Genomic DNA, 16,218 nt, shown 5'->3' with positions numbered 1-16,218 from the left:
CGGGCAGGCCCATGTCGCATCCTTTATGAAAGGAAATATGAATGGCAATAGGAAGAGATGCATTCTCTGCGCTCCAACAAGTGATGGAGGATGATGCAGTCAGGCAATTGCGCCAACAGAAGAGGCTCATGGCGACATTAGGTAGCGAGAATGGGTCGCTCAAACTCGATTGGGTCGAAGGCGTGCAACGTCTGCTCGCAGACGACGCGATGCTGGAACAAGTGGAAGCAGAGGCGAGAGCGATCTGGCAACAGGGTATCCAGCATATCATCTGGGCTGGCATGGGCGGCTCAATTATGGCCGTGCATGTCCTGACCAATCTCGGCTTTTGCGACGGCCACACCGCAGGGCACATGGCGATCTATCCGTTGGATAGCACCGACCCGGCAGCCCTCAACGCGATTGTGCGCAAGATAGCACAGGCCAAGGGGTTGGCAGTACCGACCGGGAAAGAAGCCTCCAATCCAATCTTCTTACGTGCATTTCTAGATGACGTTATGATGATTGGGGTCGCAATGGGCATGACGTCCGAAGAGCCTATTACACACCTCACATGGTTCACAGAGCTATTAAAACAGGCAGGACTTCGTCCTGCGGAGCATCTACGCGTTATGACACTGCCAGGTTCCTATCTCGACAGCTTTGCACAGGAACAGCAGGCCCCCAGTCTTCCCTTGCAATTGGATGGAGGAACGGGCACTGGTGGACGGATGAGCGCGCCCACAACACGGGTATTTTTGCTACCTGCCGCGCTCTACCTCACACGCCTCTCAGAAGAATCCGGGCAATTGCGGGCGGTACTACGTCAGGCCTGGAACGAGTATGATCTGGCTCTCGCTACCGCGCACCCACAAGAGCATCCATTCGTCCGGCTGGCTGCTACCCTGAGCGATACAAGCGTTGCTGGAGCCTGTCGCTTATTCTTGAGTATGCCCGAGGGCTGGCAGGCGCTCATCCCCTGGATTGAGCAACTCATGGAGGAGAGCCTGGGCAAAGGGAACAAAGGCGTGATTGTCTTTGCTGAACAGTCGTTGGATCAGCAGGCACTCACTCATCGCGCGAACGGCACGCTGCATGTGCAAGTCACGGCCAGCGCCCCGCCGCCTCAGGAGGGCAACGTATTTGTCCTCTCACAGCCCTCGCTCGCCAGTAAGGAAACACGAGGCCGCTTAGCCACTATAGCGGCAAGTTTTCTTGGGTGGCAATTAAGTATGGCTCTCTACGGCTATCTGCAAGGTATTACCTTTGCGGGTCAGCCAGCAGTTGAAAACTATAAGGCATGTGCTCGTACCTTGCGAGCACAGAACGATCCATTGCAAGTGGCTTTGAACTGGAACGCGGCGCTGACCAATGAAGAGCTCAGACTTCTTGTGGCATCAGACGCGGAATGCCACACCTCACCCGCTGTTGGTCTTGCTCACGCTTTGCAACAGGCTATAGCGACGTGTGACGAGAGTGGTCGCCTCAGCTACCTGGATCTCACAATCAATGGTGAGGCATCCATGCACGCTGTATCCACAATAAAGGAGCACCTGCACATAATTGGAAACGAGTTGCTAAGTGTTCCCGTGAAACTGCGTCGCGCGCCAGCCGATTACCACTCAACTGAGCAGAGTGAGATGGACGGGCCACCATTCCTGGTGAGCCTGCGGATACTGGCCCTTAAGCATGAAGAAAGCATCCTCGGCACATATACCGATACCTTTCTCAATGCGCAAGCGATAAGCACCTGGCAGGCCATGATGGAACAGAAACGCCCCTGCTTTTTACTCATCATCGATGATTCTATAGAAAATGCTATTGAGCCCCTGTGCCGCTTTTTCTCCAGTGTAGCGGCCTCTCTTCGTGGACAGTAGCATCAATAGGTATGAATGAAAAGGAGACCTAGAGCACAATGAAAAAAATACAATTTGGCATTATTGGCTGTAATGGAATTGGTCGGACACACGCAAAAGCCATCGCCAGCCTGCCTGATGCGCAACTGGTCTCAGTCGCCGATATTGTTCCTGAATACGCCCAGAAGCTGGCGGATGAATTTCAGGTAACGCCCTACAGTAGCGTGCAGGAGATGCTGGCAAACGAGGAGCTCGATGTTGTCAATGTCTGCACCCCCAGTGGCATTCACGGAGAAATCGCCTGCCAGGTCATGCGCTCAGGGCGGCATGTCATTGTTGAGAAGCCGATGGATATCAAGCTGCCAGTAATCGAAGAGATGCTACGCGTGCAGCGAGAGACCGGGGTGAAAATGGCCGTCATCAGCCAGCATCGCTTCGATGCCGCCACACAGCAGGTCCATAAGCTGGCTGAGGAGCAGGCATTTGGCCGCCTGGTGCTCGGGAACGCCATTGTCCCCTGGTGGCGCTCGCAGGCTTACTACGACAGTGGCGAGTGGCGCGGCACCTGGGCGCTTGATGGCGGTGGCGTCCTGATGAACCAGTGTATCCACTCGATTGACCTCTTGCAGTGGTTGATGGGTCCGGTGAAGAGCATTCAAGCGTATACGGACACGCTGGCCCACACGATGGAGACCGAAGACGTGGCCGTCGCGATCCTGCGCTTCGCCAGTGGCGCCCTGGGAACCATCAGCGCCGCTACAGCCGCCTATCCCGGCGTTGGCACCCGCGTCGAGGTCTTCGGCACCCGGGGATCCGCGATCATTGAAGATGACCAGCTAGGCTATTTGCACCTAGCCCGCGATGATCGCGAGGAGGTTGGCGCGTATGGCATTGGCTCCAAAGCACATGGTCGCCCGAAGGTGGAGGCTGCCGCGAGCCAAGACCCTGCTGGACTCTCTCTGAACAGCCACGCCTTGCAGATCGCCGATATGATGCGGGCCATTCGCGAGGACAGCACACCACTTGTCGATGGCTATGCCGCCAAGCATCCCGTCGAGATCATTTTGGGTATCTATGAATCTTCCCGTACACATAAGGAGGTAACGCTATAATGATTCGCATTTCTGCCTTTGCCGACGAGATTTCGCCTGACCTGGATGAGCAGATCGCCGTCCTCAGCGGCGAAAATATTCACTTCATGGAGCTGCGTGGTGCCTGGAATACGAATGTGTTGGACTTCAGCGACCAGCAATTGATGACGATTAAGGAGAAGCTGGATGCGCATGGGATCGGCGTTTCGAGCATCGGTTCTCCCATCGGGAAAGTCGCTATCGATAGCTCGTTCGAAGAACACCTGCGGCGTCTTGAGCGCGCGATCGAGGTCGCGCATGTCATGCAGACCCCCTTTATCCGTATGTTCTCCTTCTACCCTCCCAAGGAGAGCGAGGCTGCCAATCCAGCCGCGTACCGCGACGAGGTGCTGAAACGGTTACGTGAAATGATCGCGCGCGCGCGTGCGGCGAATGTCGTCCTCCTCCACGAGAACGAGAAGGACATCTATGGTGACACTATAGCGCGTTGTGTTGATCTCTTCCAGAGCTGCGACGACAAAGCGTTTCGCTCAATTCTGGATCCCGCGAACTACATCCAATGTGGGCAGACCCCCTATCCCGATGCCTATGAGGCGACCCGCCCCTGGCTCGACTACGTCCATGTGAAAGATGCGGACGCCGAGGGCAAGGTTACGCCCGCCGGCGAAGGCGTAGCGCGCTGGCCTGAACTCTTGCAGCGCCTGCGGGCCGACGGCTATGATGGCTTTCTCTCGCTTGAGCCTCATCTTGCTAACGCCAGCCAGTACAAGGGTTTTAGCGGACCGGATCTATTTCGTTGCGCTTCCCAGGCCTTACAGAAAATGCTCCAGGCTATGGACTGGCAGTATGCTTAATATCCTCCCCGACAGCTGTAAGCGAAAAAGTTTGACTCCGATGAGAATGATGAACCAGCCAGCAATATTGCCATAAGCTTGGTGTTGCTAATTGGGGGGAGAAGAAATCCATTGGGCAATGTACCAGGCTAGTTTTACAGTACTAAGTAGCAAACAAAAAGCCCTTTGTAGCATTGCATACAAGGGCTTTTTTGATCTTTGAGTTAGGTAGATTGTTGCCGAAATTGTTTTATTTTGGCAATCTCCTCATCCAGCTCCCACTTGTCCGCAAAGACTCGGCCTCCGCAGTAAATCTGGCTGTGTTGCAAAAATAAAACACATCAGATAAGATACCATCAAAAAATGAGAAAAGAAGCATGACGACAACGCAACAAGCCCCGTTCAAATAGCATCATTTTGAAGCCGAGATCATTTTGCTGTGTGTCCGTTGGTATCTCAGATATGCGCTCAGCTATCGAGACCTGGAAGAACTTATGGGAGAACGAGGACTCTCGGTGGGCCATACCACCATCTACCGTTGGGTGCAACGCTACGCGTCAGCGTTGGAGCAGCGTTGCCGCCCTTACCTCAAGGTGACGACTGACTCCTGGCGCGTGGATGAGACGTACGTGAAAGTCAAGGGCGTCTGGGTCTACCTGTACCGAGCGGTGGATTCGCAGGGGAAGACCCTGGAGTTCTTGCTCAGTCCCACCCGTGACGCCCAAACCGTCAGGCGATTTTACTCGAAAACCCTGGCTGCTCCACATACCAGTGAGCCGAGCGTGATAACGGTGGACAAAAACGCTGCCTATCCCAAAGCTTTCAATGAGCTTAAAGTAGAGGGAAGCCTTCCCCATGCATGTGAACTACGACAGAGCAAATACCTCAACAATCTGATAGAACAAGATCATCGTTTCATCAAACGCCTCGTCAAACCAGGGAAGGGCTTCTTCTCATTTGAGACAGCGTGGAAAACATTGCAGGGATATGAGGCAATGAATATGATGAGAAAAGGACAGATGTATGGGGTGGAAAAAGGGAACATCGCTGGACAGATTTCCTTCATTGCCAGCCTGTTTGGACAGGTTGCTTAAAAGCAACAAGAAACGAGACTGCGCGACTATCGTCTTCCCTCGTGAATCTTTGCAACACAGCCGGCATAATCAGCACTCGATTTCGGTGTAAGGATCAGAATATCATTGCGACCAGTGAACAACTTCTCAATGGGGATCAAGGCCAGGTGCGACCGGTGGTTCGTCGCCCGTCGGTTCCGTTGCGACCAGTGAATTGTCACAAGCAGTTCACTGGTTTCTTTGTGTTCAAGACGCCTTGAAGCAGACGGAAAATGGGCAGGAATGCCGGGCGGGGTTTGAGCGCGGCAATCATGTTCCATTCGGGATCATAGGAGAACCCCTCTGGCTCCAAGAGAATCGTGACCATCTCATGCCGCTCTTCAGGCGTGGCAACATCCCGTAAGGCAGCTATGCCTGGTGGCTGCTCCTCACTTGGCTTAGGGCGATCGACGATGATGCTTTCGATGGTCGGTTGTACCAGTTTCATATCGTGGCGATTGGCGCCCTCAATCGCCAGACCGATTGGCACACCATGTCCCTCGGTGAGCAGGCTGCGTTTGGCCCCGCTCTTGCCCCGATAGGTGGGATGGGGCCGGTTTTCTCGCCGCCTAGCGGAGCTTTGACCATCGCTCCATCCATTGAGAGCCAATCCCTGTCCAGCCCATGCACCTTATCAAATTGCTCAATCCCTGCTTGCCACAATTTGAGAAAGACCCCTATTTTTACCCACTCCTGAAAGCGATCGCGTGCCGTCGAATGGGTGCACAGTTCGGTCTGATCCAGGGCTTGCCATTGACAGCCAGTTCGTAGCACATAGAAAATTGCGTCGGTACTGCTTCCACTACCTCAGATTGTCACAGAAGATAGCGAGGATTGTAGAAAGTGGAAGTAGGCGGTATCCAAAACGCTGTGTGGCGAGAAAATCATGGTCATATTCCTTCTTTGTTTGCCCTCTTCTTTCAAGCTTTTTTTCGCTCTCAAGAAGGTTGGGTCGCTTCATTCCAGCGCAGTTGCTGGCGATATCTGCGGACTTTTGCGACATTCCCACAACCTGTCGTCGTACACCAGCGACGTCGATGATTTTTTGTACGGTCAACAAAGAGCCAACTGCAAGTGGCACTCGCGCATTCGCGCACCAGGCTTCGTTCCGAGGAGGTGAGGAGTTCGGCAGCTGATCGCACGATGGGCCCAAACATCTGGTCGAGCGCACGCGAGTCACTGGACCACTCCCACCTGAAACCATCCGCGACTGGAATGATGCACCCCCCGGCTATCGCTTTGCCAAGTTCGGCATTCAGGATAGTCAGATCAGTCTCCATTGGCTGCATATCCGTTGCGACAGCGGCAAAGATACGATAGATGGCTTCTCTGAGCATGCGGGCGCCTTCGAGCACTGCAATGGCTTCGGCAGGATGCGACTCCGCTTTGTGGAGAAGATCGGTTGCATGGTCTTCAGTTATGGAGCCCGCCTGTTGACTCCAGGCCACAAGATCGTTATAGCCACATAAGTATTCCCGTGTCACTCCGCCACGTAGCCCGCCAAGCGTGTTGGCAAAATCCAGGCACATCTGCCCACCAATGAATGCAAAGGGCCTCATGGTTGTTTCGCTGGTGCTCATCACATCACTCTCTTCCGCTCATTCTTTTTTTTGTAACCCCCTAAATTGCACTTGACAAGTTACCGGTGCTTTCTTACAATGTAACTATCTATTTGTATTTTAAATGGTTACCAACATTTGTCAAGGGAGAGATCACCATGGAAAAGCACCCGTTCACCGTGCATGTCCCCCAAGCGGTTCTCGATGACCTGAAGGATCGCCTGGCGCGCACCCGCTGGCCCGATGAGGTGGGGGGAGCAGGATGGGACTATGGCACGAACCTGCACTATCTGAAGACCCTTGTAGACTATTGGCAGCACGACTTTGACTGGCGGACCCAGGAAGAAAAACTCAACCAGTTTGCTCACTTTCGCGCTGATATTGACGGTTTTGGCATCCACTTCATTCATGAGCGAGGCCGGGGACCGAACCCACTGCCCCTTCTTCTTACTCATGGCTGGCCCGGCTCGTTTTTCGAGATGCTCAAGCTGATCCCTCTGTTGACTGATCCAGAGGGGCATGGCGGCGATCCAGCTGACGCGTTCGATGTGATTGTGCCATCATTGCCAGGGTTTGGTTTCTCCGACCGCCCCACAGTTCGCGGGGTGGCAACGGCGCAAACTGCTGAACTGTGGGCCCGTTTGATGCGGGATGTGCTTGACTACTCTCGTTTTGCCGCAGCTGGCGGGGACATTGGTTCGGGCGTCACCCAGCGCTTGGCTCTGGCTCATCCTGGCCTGCTCGTAGGCATTCATCTTACCTATCTCGGGGCAAACGTACCGCTCCCTGAGCAGCCCGACCTGTCGGAAGCGGAGCAGCGCTATTTGCATGCGGTCCAGCAATGGTCGTTGGAGGAAGGAGCCTATTCAAGGCTACACGCCACGAAACCACAAACGCTGGCCTATGGCTTGAACGACTCACCAGTTGGCCTGGCAGCGTGGATTACCGAAAAATTCCGCACATGGAGCGACTGCGATGGGGAGGTTGAGCGGTGTTTCAGCAAAGATGAGTTGCTGACCAATATCATGCTCTACTGGGTCCCGGAAACCATTGCTTCCTCGGTGCGCATGTATTACGAGAATGCTCATACTTTGTCGAGGCTTCAACCAGGGCAACGCATTACCGTTCCAGCAGGGGTGGCCCTTTTCCCAAAAGAGATCAGCGTACCTCCGCGTGAATGGGCGGAGCGCCTCCTCTTCGTGCAACGCTGGACAGAGATGCCACGAGGCGGTCATTTCTCAGCCATGGAGGAGCCTGAGCTGTTGGCTGAGGAATTGCAAGCATTCTTTCGTCCACTCCGCGCGGTGTCAGCCCAGCAAACCAATTAAACGAGCAAGGAGGCAAAGAAGGTTTTCGTGCAGAATCATGGCTCTTCCGACGCTGTGACGAACTATCCAGGTGTTGCTGAACCACTGGAGACGTCGGTTCAGCAACACCTGGAGCGCGTCTCTGGCTCGGCCAGATCCTCTCGGGGTTGGGGAACGCGTTCGCGACGATTGCGATTCCGCTGTTAGTGCTCCAGGCAACGGGGTCTGTGGCGGTCATGGGCCTGGTGACGTCGATCTTTGGCGTAGGCGTGGTGGTAACCGGGGGTTGTGTTGCAAGAAGTTAGGAAGAAACAACGCTGAGCACGGAGTTTGCCCATCATTCAATGGAGGCGACTCCTCCAAAGAGCCTGGCGACCAGTGCAATCTGCCCTTTTCCATCGCCTTTGGCCACACCTTGTCCCTGTCCCTTCCTTATCATGTTCATCATCTCGCACCCCCGCAGTGTCCGCCACCCCTTAAGATACGTTCTCTTAGTTGATGGCTTCATGAGAATGCTGTTGCCAGGAGTTCGCCACAAATCGAGCACACTCCTCCATTGCGCCAAGCAGATCGCTACCACTTTCCTCATCGGCACAGAGCCATCCGGCATATCCGATCTCATGAAGTGCTGCAAATACAGGAGCAAAATCGATGTTGCCCTGACCAAGCACCTTGAATGCGCCATCGGTAATATCTTTGAGATGCACATTATCAAGCACATGACGATAATCGCGAAGCACTCCGGCGATATCGTTGATGCCAGATTTGATCAGGTGTGCGGTGTCCACGGTAAGTGTGACAGACTGATCGCTTACAGCGTCAAAGAATACCTCAAAATCCTCGCAATACATGACCGGCTGGTTATAGTGATGATGGAGTGACAAAACCGTTCTGTACTGCTGAGCTTCCTTCCCCAACTCTGAGAGGACCTGCGCAAAACCCTTGATGTCGTCCCTCGATAGACCCTGTCTTGGCTGAGCGTGACAAAAGATAATTCGTTCGGTTCCAACGGTCTGCGCAAATTTGAATAGGCTGCGCAGCGAAGCAATCCCTGTTTCATCCAACAACCCTCCAGTGATCAATCCGGAGGCAATGGCCGGGGCATCTTTCCCCCACTGTTCCACAAAGCGTGCTGGATCATCGACATACTCGCGATACTGACCGTTTTTGAGTTGCAACCCTTGATAGCCGAAGGAATGGTATCGTGAGAAGAGTACCTGTTGTTCAACTGTATTATCGGTTGGTTTGGAAAATGCCATCTTCATGCTGGTACTCCTTCATTGAATACAACGGCACGCCTCTCCTCAGCAGAACGATAGGCACTATCTAACAGCGCAACTGTTTTTAAGTTATCACGTCCACTATTTTCCGATTCTTTGCCCTGCTCCAAGGCAGTCAGAAACAGATCTAAACCTGTAAAAGTTGCTTCAGGCTTGTGTGAGCCACGGTATGGATTTTCCCATTGCTTTTGTGGTCTGCTACGATCATCCAATTTATAAAGACTGGTTCCAGCATAATTGAGTATGATCGCACCTGTTTCACCAAGCACGAACGTCTCTGTTTTCGAAACAGGAGAAGAAAAACTCTCTATATAAGAAACCAGTGCGCCTTTTTTGAAATTGACAAACGTATTGGCCTCAGTCTCTCCTACACATTGGATCGCAGGTGATGAACGTGTTTCAGAGACAAGGGAAACAGCCTCATCATCCAGTAGACGCCGGAAGCCATCAAACCAGTGAATACCCATCACTGCCATCGCATGCCTTTTCAACTGCGTTCTCCACCCGACATCCTGGCGAAACATCAAATCCTGGTGTATCACGTTTACTACCTGCCCTATCTCCCCATCAGTTACAAGGCCGCGCGCTACATCGAATGGATAGTGATAGCGGAAATTCTGGTTGACGGCGAGGCTAACGTGAGCTTGAGCGCATGTATTGACCATATGTTGCGCATCAGCATATGAATCGGCAAATGGTTTCTCAACAAACACATGCTTCCCCGCAGAAGCAAGCGTATCGACAACCTGGCGGCGTACATTCGTTGGCGTACATACTACGCCAATCTCCCACTCTGCTTTGGCGATCATCTCTTCCAATGAGGTAAACCCTTGCGCGACCTCGTATTTCTTACATATGTTATTCATACGTTCAGCATCTGTATCGCATACCGCTACCACTCGGATGCGCTCAGGATGAGGTAGATAGGCATCAAAATGCATGCGAGAAATATTCCCACAGCCAACAATTGCGATATTGAACTGTTTCATCGTTTATCCAAGCTCCTTCCTGGTTACTGAGGCATAAGATCTCAGCTAACGATACTGGAGAGTGGGGGCACATAAATAGTGCCCTCAAGCCGTCAACAATCGAGTCATGCCTAATTGCACACATTATTGCTATCAACACTTATAAGCGTTATTTATGCAATCTCGTCACCTTCAAAGTTATCGGTGCGTCGATCTGGAGCAGAGAAAGAGACTACTGCCACTAACGGCTCGGCACTGGTACACTTTGCCCAATGTTTTACCCCTCTAGGGATGCGAATCACCATACCAGAAGCCAGGTGGAAGAACTCGTCTCCTAACTTATGATCACACTCACCAGATACAACATAGAGCAATTCTTCACAATTAGGATGAGAGTGCAGAGGATTGCGTTTACCCGGCTGAATCGTCACTACACCTAACGTCTGCTCTGCTTCGGGCATCTGCGCAGCTCCTACCAGCCATGCGAGATGCCCCCAGCTCATTTGATTGACATTTTCTTGCTCCGCCACGCTCCTGATTACATCATGTTTATTCAACTACTTGTACTCCTCTCATAACGGCAATCGCTCAAAAGCAACCTGATCATTGTAATCTAACCGCATCAACAGCATTATGAAGGCTTATCTGCCACGGTCTCAGACGCTTCGATCAGGGCTACTACAGAACGACGCACGCCCTCTATATGCTCTTCCATTAGCTGCGCTGCCAGTTCACCATCGCGTGCTTCCAGCGCGGCAAGGATACGGGGACGTTCGATAGCCGTTCGCGTGACAACCTGCGGATCGCGATTAGCCCCCATGCGCACGATCTGGATCTGACGTTGTAGGCGGCCAAGCGCTTCCACCAAGATTTCATTATCAGAGAGCTGCGCGATGGCATTATGAAAGCGCTGGTCTGCGACACTATAACTAACCATGTCGCCCTGTTCCAGCACCTCTTGCGTCTCGTTGAGAATAAAGCGCAACTGCGTCAAGGTCTCTTCAGTGAGCCGGGAAACTGCCAGACGAACAGCCAGTCCTTCAAGCGTTTTACGCACTTGATACAGATCATTCACCTGCTTGGCCGTGAACGTACGCACAAAGTTTCCACGATAAGGACGACGCTCAACAAGGCCCTCCTCAACGAGAGTGGCAATGGCCTCGCGCAAAGGGGTTCGACTTACCGACAGGTCATTCGCAAGAGTACGCTCATCAAGTTGAGCACCTGCGGGAATAGCCCCCGAGGCTATCAGTTCGCGAACTTTATAGTAGATACGCCGATTGAGCGGATTGTGCTCCAGTTTGTTCTTCAACGCTCTATTCTCCATTTTTAAAGAGACCTGTACTCTCTATGGGAAGTATTGACCTGGTATATTGTATATTGTATATTTATTGTACCCGAGAAACGGTACTCTGGCAAGTGTGTTCTCGATGAAGAGATACAGGAAAGGGAATCAAATAGCATGGCAACAGTTGTACTACTTGGTACTCTTGATACAAAAGGACTTGAGTACGAGTACTTACTTATGAGGTAAAACTCGTTGCGCATCCCGTGGACAGATCCGAAGAGTCGATCATGATGTTTGCAAGCCGCATGAACGGCACGCCTGATCGTCTCATACGAAACGCCATAATCCACTGCAACCTTGCGCAGTGGCTCTTGATTCTCAATAACACGGCGTATTATGTTCGACCATTCCGAGACGGGGATTTTCCATGGTGGGGCGTCTGGTCCTGGGCGTCGTTGCGGTATAAGGAATGCCTACTTGATTGCCGAGGGCTTGTTCAAATAAGGGACCAGATTGGGCATAATCTGCACTCGGCTTCGGCGTAGAGACGAGAATATCATCGCGATCAGCAAACAACTTGTCGATGGGGATCAAGGCCAGGTGCGGCCGGTGGTTCGTCGCCCGTCGGTTCCGCCTCGCTCCCCTAGTGGGACACGCCGACACTCATCGAGTGTCGGCGCTTTTGTTTTACGACGGCTTGTGCCTCATGGCCAGACGCCGAAGCGATTCGGGGTTGACGCCGAACTGCCGGGCCACCTGCCTGAGCGATACCACCTCGTCCAGTAACCGGAACGCCTCTTCCCGCTGCTCGAACGAGAGCTTCTGGCTCGTCTGCCGCTCGATGCCTTCCTGCTCAACCAACCGCTGAATCGTTCCCCGCGAGGTGCCCAGAGCGCTGGCGACCTTGCGGATGGACATGTCAGGCTGTCGCAAGAGCGTGATGGCCTCTTCTCGCTGTGCGGGCGAGAGGCTCGGGTGCGCGGGCGGTGGAAGATGCCTGGTGGAGAGGTCCCGCTTGGGCGGCCAGTACTCGGTGCGTCACCAGAGCCCGTCCTCTCTCTGCTCCCATTTCCCCGTCTGCTGGAGCCCGAACGCGAGGACGGGCAAGACGTTGGGCCGCGGGATGAGCCCGACGATGACTTGCCGCTCCAGGTCGTAGATCGGCAGGGGCAGAGCAAACTCTGCCCCCGAGCGCTGCGATCTCCCCGAGTGCCTGGATGTCGGCCTGCGGGCACGTCAACGATGAATCGTGGGCCTCCAGTCCGACTCTACATTGTTACTTCTTTTCTTCTTTTCCGTCGATAGAACAATGCGCCGTTTCTCTGCAAGAGCAAAAGAGATCAAGGAGACCGTTTATGTCCATCGAAAAAATGAAGTATGTCCAAGCCCGCACTATGTTACTAGAGCGGATCACTTTCACATTGCAAAAGGATGAGCGTTTTGTGGCAGCCTGGTTGGCTGGGAGCTTTGGTCGTGGTGAAGAGACGTGGCTCAGTGATCTGGATCTGTACGTCGTCGTCTCTGACGTCTCGAGTGCGTCGTTGTGTGCCACCCCCTGGCAGATCGGAGCAAAAACGACGGAAGAACGCCTCGCCCTGTTCAAGCAGTTTGGGACACCTGGAATCATTTTTGAGAGAAAGAACCACGCGAAACCGATTGACGGTATCCTCACCAATGTAGTGTATCAAGAGTCCGCGCAAAGCGTCGATTGGATGCTGATCCCGCAGGCAAAAGCCTACCGGGAACACCCTTCCCTCCTGCTCTTTGATAAGGTTGGTCTTCCTGAACCACCTGCGCCAGAACCAGAAAGTCTTGAGCAGCGTATTGAACGGGTCTCGACACATGTGGGTTTCTTCTGGATCATCGCCTGCGGAAGTGCGAGGGCTCTCGCTGCAGGTAGGTTGCTTCTTTTCTCCTCCTACCTGCTCGAACTGGAAGGGGCGATTCGGGAAGTCAAAACAGCGCTTCAAGGTGAGCGCGCGGCGTACACAAAGGACACCAATCTACGAATGGCTTTCACACATGAGGAACGTGTCGCGACGTTACGTCATCTTTGTGATGAAATGGAACGTTTGATGCCCCAGGTAGTCCAGTTTGGGGGAGACGTTCCCGTCTCACCTCGTACCATTGTGGAAATGCGACTTGCATTGCCTTTCTCAGAAGAGAGAAACATACTGCCATAAATCTCATCATTCCATAGGCTCTCAAACCTTGGCGAGGAGGCACTGATGGACTCATCTGTATTGGGAAAACGGCTCTGCTTTGAGACATGAGGAGAAGGGAAAGATTACGATTGGCAGAACGAGCAGGAGATGATCAGCTCAAGAAAAGGAACTCAGCCTTGGAAAAGGCTCAGGAGGAAATGCATGTAATCACCCATATGGGAGCCTCCCGTGGAGTTGAGCAAGCAAGAAGAACTGATTGTGAAGAGGATGCGAAAAGCCAAATTATTTGTATTTTTGTGTCAAAACCGACACGAACTGTTGAATGAAGCGTTCCGTGCCGCATATCAGCGAGCGCTCTCTCTCCGAGAGCAGCATCTTGGGTTGCCTCATCCTGAGACAGCACAAACGTTGCACGACCTGGCACTGCTCTACCGAGATCAGGGCAAGTATGTGGAAGCGGAACCACTCTATCGACAAGCATTGCATATTCAAGAGCAGGTTCTGGGACCAACCCATTCTGAGACAGCAGAAACATTGCATGATCTAGGTATCTTTTTTCAGAAGCAGGGCGAACTGTACGAGGCGTTTTCCCTTGTTGAACGGGCCTTGGAGATTCGCTCGCAGTCTCTAGGAGAAGGCCATCCGAAAACGATGGCCACGCAAGCGCTTTGTATTCAGCTCGTACAGGATCTGAAAATCACACAATGATATGATCCTGATGATCAAGCTGACCCCAAACGACTTGTTCTCCGAGGTCCTTGTTGGAAAAACAACCAATTTCATGTCGGGATTTGCTGCCAATTTACAGGATGTTGGTAAAAGAAGTCAGATGGGGAGCGGTTTTCCCAGGTCCTGGCTCGTTAGTGCTCACGCTTCGTGCCGGTTGCCTACACTTCGCGCTTATTACCACCCGACTCTCACTAACAAGAAGAGATATATTGGCGATGTCACTTAAAAAAGTGATAAATGTAAAAAAAATATCTCGGTGACAGAAGCAAATATACAAAAACAACATCAGAAGCCACTAATGCATTTTGACCGGAAAGTGGCCGATGCCTGTCCTGGTGCGTACATTTTCTCTTTTGTACACTGTTAATGGTGAAATTTAGTTTTACCATTCTGCTGTTCCACAGACAAGGAGAAAAAATACGATGCGAACAACTGTGACGACTCCCCACGGCTACAAGCCGGGGGCTTCTGGAATGACTCGGCCTGCTCGTCCACAGGCTTGACGTGCATTTGCTAAGATATTGAGGCTTCCATTGTGGTCGCGGTGGATGACCAGACCACACTGGGGGCACTCGTAGACCCGCACTGACAGCGGCATCGGTTGACGACAACCGCAAGCAGAACAGGTCTGGGACGTATACGCCGGGTTGACTTTCACGACCTGCCTCCCAGCTTCTTCCGCTTTGGCGAGCAAGCGCATGAAAAACTGTGACCACGACGCATCGGCGATCGATTTCGCAAGGCGCGGGTTTTTGACCATATTGCGCACGACGAGCGCTTCCACAGCAATGAAGCCAAAGCGGGCGACCAGTTTGCACACTTCTTGCTCAATGAAGTTTTTGCGTCGGTTGGCAATCCGCTCGTGCGTGCGCGCAACAATTTTGCGTTTCTTGTCGCGCTCTTTGCTTCCCCTGGCAGCTTTGGAGAGTTTGCGTTGGGCGCGCGCCAGCCTTGCTTCGTCCTCGCGAAAAAAGCGGGGATTGGCGATCTCTTCCGCTGTGCTCAAGTAGGCAAAGGTTTTCAAGCCAACATCAATGCCGACTTCTTTCTCTGAAGGCGGCATGTGGCTCTCCTGGGTCTGTTTCGGAGAGCCTTCCACTGTGATATTCACAAACCATTTGCCCGTCGGAGTGCGTTTGACAATCGCTGTCTTGGGGGTTCCTGTGATCGGGCGATGCAGAACCATTTTCACCTGACCGAATTTTGCCAGTTCCAGCATCCCTCGGTTCTTCTGGCCCTGGGTATGGATCTTGAAGCTATTGCCATATTGTTTGAAGGTCAGCGAATGATAGCGAAAACGTGATTTAAAGCGGGGAAAGCCCGGGGTTTTTCCTTCTTCGACACGCTGAAAGAACGCGGCAAAGGCCAGATCCACCCGCTTCACCACATCCTGGAGCACCTGGGAGGGCACAAGAGCCAGATCTGGGCGAACTTCTTTGCAGCCGGGCAACTCGGCACATTGATCCTCATACGAGAGAGACCTCCCTGCGATGCGATAGGCGCTTTTGCGTTCATCGAGAGCCGCATTATAGACTTCACAGCAGAGCGTCAGCCATGCTTCCAATGTTCGCTCTTGCTTGTGCGTCGGATAGAGCCTGAACTGGTAGGTTCTGGTCGGCTTTTTCTCTTTTGGTGGTTTCTCTCGCTTAGACATGCTTTTGTTGCTCAATATACTGCTTGATCAAGGAGAGGAGCGCTCCCCCAGTTGTTCCGACAAAATAGGAATTCGTCCACAAGCTCGGCAAGCGGCGTTTCAACGCAGGAAATTCCTGTCGCAGAACCCGGGAGGAACGTCCTTTGATGAGCTTTATGAGGCGGTGAATGCCGAACTGAGGATCGACACTGACCAGCAGATGCACGTGATCAGGCATGATTTCCAGTTCTTCCACCTCGGCCTGGCATTCCTGACACACCTGGGCAATGATCTCTTTCAGGCGTGTTTCAATTGGCCCGATCAACACGTTTCGCCGATATTTCGGGCACCAGACCACGTGGTAGTGGCAACTATAATACACGTTCCGGTTGCTCTTGTAGGTTTCACTCATCGCATA

Annotated in this window: 16 protein-coding genes and 3 pseudogenes; 9 read left to right on the top strand and 10 right to left on the bottom strand. The window is 52.8% G+C overall.

What is annotated here, in order from left to right:
- Window positions 1-41 precede the first annotated feature (41 nt).
- From KTE_RS07925 to KTE_RS07910, 4 genes and pseudogenes are all read left to right on the top strand, one after another.
- A complete protein-coding gene (locus tag KTE_RS07925) occupies window positions 42-1,856 on the top strand; it encodes a hypothetical protein (protein ID WP_201380056.1) in 1,815 nt (604 codons plus the stop codon).
- Window positions 1,857-1,894: 38 nt separating this feature from the next.
- A complete protein-coding gene (locus tag KTE_RS07920; protein ID WP_201380054.1) occupies window positions 1,895-2,947 on the top strand; it encodes a Gfo/Idh/MocA family protein in 1,053 nt (350 codons plus the stop codon).
- Window positions 2,947-3,780 (top strand): sugar phosphate isomerase/epimerase, encoded by an 834-nt coding sequence (locus KTE_RS07915; RefSeq protein WP_201380052.1) that lies wholly within the window; start codon window positions 2,947-2,949, stop codon window positions 3,778-3,780. The genes KTE_RS07920 and KTE_RS07915 overlap by 1 nt, the downstream gene beginning before the upstream one ends.
- 392 nt (window positions 3,781-4,172) lie before the next feature.
- Window positions 4,173-4,853 (top strand): annotated as a pseudogene (locus KTE_RS07910) (IS6 family transposase); the annotation flags it as partial.
- A 388-nt stretch (window positions 4,854-5,241) separates the two neighbouring features.
- Here the strand turns inward: KTE_RS07910 and KTE_RS07905 are convergent.
- Both KTE_RS07905 and KTE_RS07900 read right to left on the bottom strand, forming a co-directional pair.
- Window positions 5,242-5,660, bottom strand: a pseudogene (locus KTE_RS07905) (transposase); the annotation flags it as partial.
- A gap of 149 nt (window positions 5,661-5,809) precedes the next feature.
- A complete protein-coding gene (locus KTE_RS07900; protein WP_201380050.1) occupies window positions 5,810-6,451 on the bottom strand; it encodes an ABATE domain-containing protein in 642 nt (213 codons plus the stop codon).
- 137 nt (window positions 6,452-6,588) lie between these two features.
- Here KTE_RS07900 and KTE_RS07895 point away from each other — a divergent pair, with 137 nt between their 5' ends.
- Both KTE_RS07895 and KTE_RS07890 read left to right on the top strand, forming a co-directional pair.
- Entirely contained in the window at window positions 6,589-7,758 is a 1,170-nt protein-coding gene (locus tag KTE_RS07895; RefSeq protein ID WP_201380048.1) for an epoxide hydrolase family protein, read from the top strand.
- 27 nt (window positions 7,759-7,785) lie between these two features.
- Window positions 7,786-7,944 (top strand): hypothetical protein, encoded by a 159-nt coding sequence (locus tag KTE_RS07890; RefSeq protein ID WP_201380046.1) that lies wholly within the window; start codon window positions 7,786-7,788, stop codon window positions 7,942-7,944.
- A 130-nt stretch (window positions 7,945-8,074) separates the two neighbouring features.
- On the opposite strand, the gene KTE_RS07885 is transcribed toward KTE_RS07890, so the two are convergent.
- From KTE_RS07885 to KTE_RS49500, 6 genes and pseudogenes are all read right to left on the bottom strand, one after another.
- Window positions 8,075-8,185: an integrase gene (locus KTE_RS07885; protein WP_307811908.1), complete on the bottom strand. Its 111-nt coding sequence runs from the start codon at window positions 8,183-8,185 to the stop codon at window positions 8,075-8,077.
- A 43-nt stretch (window positions 8,186-8,228) separates the two neighbouring features.
- Window positions 8,229-9,002, bottom strand: a complete 774-nt coding sequence (locus KTE_RS07880) for a sugar phosphate isomerase/epimerase (RefSeq protein WP_201380044.1) — start codon at window positions 9,000-9,002, stop codon at window positions 8,229-8,231.
- The gene (locus KTE_RS07875) at window positions 8,999-10,006 is read right to left on the bottom strand and encodes a Gfo/Idh/MocA family protein (RefSeq protein ID WP_201380042.1); all 1,008 of its coding nucleotides are present in this window, start codon (window positions 10,004-10,006) and stop codon (window positions 8,999-9,001) included. The genes KTE_RS07880 and KTE_RS07875 overlap by 4 nt, the downstream gene beginning before the upstream one ends.
- Before the next feature lie 152 nt (window positions 10,007-10,158).
- Window positions 10,159-10,542 carry a cupin domain-containing protein gene (locus KTE_RS07870; protein ID WP_201380040.1) on the bottom strand — a complete coding sequence of 128 codons (384 nt, stop codon included), beginning with the start codon at window positions 10,540-10,542 and terminating at the stop codon, window positions 10,159-10,161.
- A 74-nt stretch (window positions 10,543-10,616) separates the two neighbouring features.
- A complete protein-coding gene (locus KTE_RS07865; protein ID WP_201380038.1) occupies window positions 10,617-11,297 on the bottom strand; it encodes a GntR family transcriptional regulator in 681 nt (226 codons plus the stop codon).
- 663 nt (window positions 11,298-11,960) lie between these two features.
- Window positions 11,961-12,236, bottom strand: a pseudogene (locus KTE_RS49500) (helix-turn-helix domain-containing protein); the annotation flags it as partial.
- A 30-nt stretch (window positions 12,237-12,266) separates the two neighbouring features.
- Here KTE_RS49500 and KTE_RS07850 point away from each other — a divergent pair.
- The 3 genes from KTE_RS07850 to KTE_RS07840 all read left to right on the top strand — a co-directional run bounded on the left by KTE_RS07850 (window position 12,267) and on the right by KTE_RS07840 (window position 14,146).
- On the top strand, window positions 12,267-12,578 hold the full coding sequence (locus KTE_RS07850) for a hypothetical protein (RefSeq protein ID WP_201380036.1): 312 nt from the start codon (window positions 12,267-12,269) through the stop codon (window positions 12,576-12,578).
- A gap of 50 nt (window positions 12,579-12,628) precedes the next feature.
- Window positions 12,629-13,456: a hypothetical protein gene (locus KTE_RS07845; RefSeq protein ID WP_201380034.1), complete on the top strand. Its 828-nt coding sequence runs from the start codon at window positions 12,629-12,631 to the stop codon at window positions 13,454-13,456.
- A 300-nt stretch (window positions 13,457-13,756) separates the two neighbouring features.
- Entirely contained in the window at window positions 13,757-14,146 is a 390-nt protein-coding gene (locus KTE_RS07840) for a tetratricopeptide repeat protein (protein WP_374226804.1), read from the top strand.
- 472 nt (window positions 14,147-14,618) lie between these two features.
- Here the strand turns inward: KTE_RS07840 and KTE_RS07835 are convergent, their stop codons facing one another.
- Together KTE_RS07835 and tnpA are read right to left on the bottom strand one after the other, a co-directional pair.
- Window positions 14,619-15,821 (bottom strand): RNA-guided endonuclease TnpB family protein, encoded by a 1,203-nt coding sequence (locus tag KTE_RS07835; protein WP_201380033.1) that lies wholly within the window; start codon window positions 15,819-15,821, stop codon window positions 14,619-14,621.
- Window positions 15,814-16,212, bottom strand: a complete 399-nt coding sequence (tnpA, locus tag KTE_RS07830; protein WP_201379581.1) for an IS200/IS605 family transposase — start codon at window positions 16,210-16,212, stop codon at window positions 15,814-15,816. The genes KTE_RS07835 and tnpA overlap by 8 nt, the downstream gene beginning before the upstream one ends.
- Window positions 16,213-16,218 lie beyond the last annotated feature (6 nt).

The organism is Ktedonobacter sp. SOSP1-85 (genome assembly GCF_016587415.1).
In the GTDB taxonomy this organism is placed as follows: Bacteria; Chloroflexota; Ktedonobacteria; order Ktedonobacterales; family Ktedonobacteraceae; genus Ktedonobacter.
The sequence above is the reverse complement of the archived record's forward strand: the minus strand, read 5'-3'. Positions and strand labels throughout refer to the sequence as shown.

Bases quoted from the DNA above. Each gene is read 5' to 3' on its own strand.
- tnpA (WP_201379581.1), bottom strand. From the start codon at position 16,212: ATGAGTGAAACCTACAAGAGCAACCGGAACGTGTATTATAGTTGCCAC.
- KTE_RS07920 (WP_201380054.1), top strand. From the start codon at position 1,895: ATGAAAAAAATACAATTTGGCATTATTGGCTGTAATGGAATTGGTCGG.
- KTE_RS07925 (WP_201380056.1), top strand. From the start codon at position 42: ATGGCAATAGGAAGAGATGCATTCTCTGCGCTCCAACAAGTGATGGAG.
- KTE_RS07850 (WP_201380036.1), top strand. From the start codon at position 12,267: ATGCCTGGTGGAGAGGTCCCGCTTGGGCGGCCAGTACTCGGTGCGTCA.
- KTE_RS07895 (WP_201380048.1), top strand. From the start codon at position 6,589: ATGGAAAAGCACCCGTTCACCGTGCATGTCCCCCAAGCGGTTCTCGAT.
- KTE_RS07900 (WP_201380050.1), bottom strand. From the start codon at position 6,451: ATGAGCACCAGCGAAACAACCATGAGGCCCTTTGCATTCATTGGTGGG.
- KTE_RS07875 (WP_201380042.1), bottom strand. From the start codon at position 10,006: ATGAAACAGTTCAATATCGCAATTGTTGGCTGTGGGAATATTTCTCGC.
- KTE_RS07845 (WP_201380034.1), top strand. From the start codon at position 12,629: ATGTCCATCGAAAAAATGAAGTATGTCCAAGCCCGCACTATGTTACTA.
- KTE_RS07835 (WP_201380033.1), bottom strand. From the start codon at position 15,821: ATGTCTAAGCGAGAGAAACCACCAAAAGAGAAAAAGCCGACCAGAACC.
- KTE_RS07915 (WP_201380052.1), top strand. From the start codon at position 2,947: ATGATTCGCATTTCTGCCTTTGCCGACGAGATTTCGCCTGACCTGGAT.
- KTE_RS07880 (WP_201380044.1), bottom strand. From the start codon at position 9,002: ATGAAGATGGCATTTTCCAAACCAACCGATAATACAGTTGAACAACAG.
- KTE_RS07885 (WP_307811908.1), bottom strand. From the start codon at position 8,185: ATGATGAACATGATAAGGAAGGGACAGGGACAAGGTGTGGCCAAAGGC.